Source organism: Neisseria iguanae (genome assembly GCF_003013245.1).
Classification (GTDB): Bacteria; Pseudomonadota; Gammaproteobacteria; order Burkholderiales; family Neisseriaceae; genus Neisseria; species Neisseria iguanae.
The window spans coordinates 1-3393 of record NZ_PXYY01000147.1; the positions used below are offsets into that span (position 1 = coordinate 1).

Genomic DNA, 3393 nt, shown 5'->3' on the forward strand with positions numbered 1-3393 from the left:
AAAAGAATTGCGGAAAGGTTGCTAAATGCCCAACAAATTCTATTATTAAAATAATTCATGATTATTCTGAAAATTTTGAAATTGACTCATGGCTGTGAAAAAAATAAGATGGCATTAACAGAAAATACCGCACCATGGCAAAAGGGATAAAAAGCATGAGTTATGCAAAAGAGATTAATGCGCTGAACAACAGTTTGTGTGATTTAAAAGGCGATATCAACGTATCGTTTGAATTTTTCCCTCCTAAAAACGAACAAATGGAAACCATGCTGTGGGATTCCATCCACCGTTTGAAAAAACTGCATCCCAAATTTGTTTCGGTGACTTATGGTGCCAATTCCGGCGAGCGCGACCGGACACACGGCATTGTGAAAAACATTAAACAGCAAACCGGCTTGGAGGCCGCGCCGCATTTGACCGGGATCGACGCTTCGCCGGAAGAGTTGAAACAAATCGCGCAAGATTATTGGGACAGCGGTATCCGACGCATTGTGGCGCTGCGCGGTGACGAACCCGCCGGTTATGAGAAAAAGCCGTTTTATGCCGAAGACTTGGTGAAAGTACTGCGTTCGGTGGCCGATTTCGATATTTCCGTGGCGGCGTATCCGGAAGTACACCCTGAAGCCAAATCGGCGCAGGCGGATTTGATTAATTTGAAACGCAAAATCGATGCCGGTGCAAATCATGTCATTACCCAGTTTTTCTTCGATGTCGAAAGCTATCTGCGTTTCCGCGACCGCTGCGTGACCGTGGGCATTGATGCCGAAATCGTGCCGGGTATTTTACCTGTCACCAATTTCAAACAATTGGGCAGGATGGCACAAGTGACCAATGTCAAGATTCCGAACTGGCTGGCGCGTATGTATGACGGTTTGGATGATGATCAAGGCACGCGCAATTTGGTGGCGGCGAGTATTGCCATCGATATGGTCAAAGTCTTGTCGCGTGAGGGCGTGAAAGATTTCCACTTCTACACATTAAACCGCAGCGAATTGACCTACGCGATTTGCCACACTTTGGGCGTTCGCCCAATAGCGCAAGCCGCTTAAACATTGAATAACCTTTATTTCTTTAATCAATAGCGAACATTTTTAATCAGGAGAGAACACATGGCTACATTACATTTTTCAGGTTTCCCACGCGTCGGCGCATTCCGTGAATTGAAATTTGCGCAAGAAAAATACTGGCGTAAGGAAGTAAGCGAACAAGAGCTGTTGGAAGTGGCTAAAGGTTTGCGTGAGAAAAACTGGAAACATCAAGCCGAAGCCGATGCGGATTTCGTGGCGGTGGCCGATTTCACTTTTTACGACCACATTTTGGACTTGCAAGTGGCTACCGGCGCGATTCCGGCACGCTTTGGTTTTGACAGCCAAAACCTGACTTTGGAACAATATTTCCAACTGGCACGCGGCAACAAAGACCAATTCGCCATCGAAATGACCAAATGGTTTGACACCAACTATCACTATCTGGTGCCTGAATTTCATGCCGACACCGAATTCAAAGCCAATGCCGCGCATTACGTACAGCAGTTGAAAGAAGCGCAGGCTTTGGGCCATAAAGCCAAACCGACCATCGTCGGCCCGCTGACTTTCCTGTGGGTAGGCAAAGAAAAAGGCGCAAGTGAATTCGACCGCTTGAGCCTGTTGCCTGAATTATTGCCGGTTTATGTGGAAATCCTGACCGAATTGGCCGCTGCCGGTGCCGGATGGATTCAAATTGACGAGCCTGCTCTGGCCGTTGACCTGCCGCAAGCATGGTTGGACGCTTACCAAGATGTTTACGCTGCTTTGAGCCGAGTTGGCGCCAAAATCCTGTTGGGCACTTATTTCGGCTCGGTTGCCGCCCACGCAGACCGTCTGAAAGCCTTGCCGGTGGACGGTTTGCACATCGATTTGGTGCGTGCGCCCGAACAATTAGCCGCATTTGCCGATTACGGCAAAGTGTTGTCTGCCGGCGTGATTGACGGCCGCAACATCTGGCGTGCCAACCTCAACAGCGTATTGGCCGTACTCGAGCCTTTGAAAGCCAAATTGGGCGAACGCTTGTGGATTTCCAGCTCATGCTCGCTTTTGCACACGCCATACGATTTGTCGGTAGAGGAAAAGCTGAAAGCCGACAAACCTGCCTTATTCTCATGGCTGGCCTTCACCTTGCAGAAAACCCGGGAATTGCGTGTGTTGAAAACCGCCTTAAACCAAGGTCGCGAAGCCGTTGCCGCCGAATTGGCCGCCAGCCAGGCCGCTGCCGATTCACGCGCTGACAGCACCGAAATCCACCGCACCGAGGTAGCACAACGCTTGGCCGATTTGCCTGCCGATGCCGACCAACGCAAATCACCGTTTGCCGAACGCATTAAAGCGCAACAGGCATGGCTGAACCTGCCGCTGCTGCCGACCACCAATATCGGCTCATTCCCGCAAACCACCGAAATCCGCCAGGCACGTGCCGCGTTCAAAAAAGGCGAACTTTCAGCAGCCGGCTACGAAGCCGCAATGAAAAAAGAAATCGCCTTGGTGGTTGAAGAGCAGGAAAAACTCAACCTTGATGTATTGGTTCACGGCGAAGCCGAGCGCAACGACATGGTGGAATATTTCGGCGAATTGCTGGAAGGTTTTGCCTTTACCCAATACGGCTGGGTACAAAGCTACGGCTCCCGCTGCGTCAAACCACCAATCATCTACGGCGACGTCAGCCGCCCGAACGCCATGACCGTAGCTTGGTCAACCTACGCCCAAACCCTGACTAAACGCCCGATGAAAGGCATGCTCACCGGTCCGGTAACGATTTTGCAATGGTCGTTCGTGCGCAACGACATTGAGCGCAGCACCGTGTGCAAACAAATCGCCTTGGCCTTAAATGACGAAGTATTGGATTTGGAAAAAGCCGGTATCAAAGTGATTCAAATTGACGAACCGGCCATCCGCGAAGGCTTGCCATTGAAACGCGCCGATTGGGATGGCTACTTGGCATGGGCGGGCGAAGCCTTCCGCCTGTCGTCAGCCGGTTGCGAAGACAGCACCCAAATCCACACCCATATGTGTTACTCCGAATTCAACGACATCCTGCCGGCCATCGCCGGCATGGACGCAGACGTGATTACGATCGAAACCTCACGTTCCGACATGGAATTGCTGGCTGCATTCGGCGAATTCAAATACCCGAACGACATCGGCCCGGGCGTATACGACATCCACAGCCCGCGGGTACCGACCGAAGGAGAAATCGAGCGCCTGCTGCGTAAAGCCATTGAGGTCGTACCGGTAGAACGCCTGTGGGTGAATCCGGACTGCGGCTTGAAAACCCGCGGCTGGAAAGAAACCATTGAGCAGCTGCAAGTGATGATGAATGTGACCGAAAAGCTGCGCAAAGAATTGGCCTGATTTTTGGGTT

General features: G+C 51.1%; 2 protein-coding genes. Both read left to right on the forward strand.

The window, feature by feature from the left end:
- Positions 1 to 155 precede the first annotated feature (155 nt).
- A complete protein-coding gene (gene metF / locus C7N83_RS13435) occupies positions 156 to 1049 on the forward strand; it encodes a methylenetetrahydrofolate reductase (protein WP_106743237.1) in 894 nt (297 codons plus the stop codon).
- A gap of 60 nt (positions 1050 to 1109) precedes the next feature.
- The gene (gene metE / locus C7N83_RS13440) at positions 1110 to 3383 is read left to right on the forward strand and encodes a 5-methyltetrahydropteroyltriglutamate--homocysteine S-methyltransferase (protein WP_106743238.1); all 2274 of its coding nucleotides are present in this window, start codon (positions 1110 to 1112) and stop codon (positions 3381 to 3383) included.
- The last annotated feature ends 10 nt before the right edge of the window (positions 3384 to 3393 follow it).

Excerpts from the sequence above, each read along its gene's own strand:
- metF (WP_106743237.1), top strand. The coding sequence starts at position 156 with ATGAGTTATGCAAAAGAGATTAATGCGCTGAACAACAGTTTGTGTGAT.
- metE (WP_106743238.1), top strand. The coding sequence starts at position 1,110 with ATGGCTACATTACATTTTTCAGGTTTCCCACGCGTCGGCGCATTCCGT.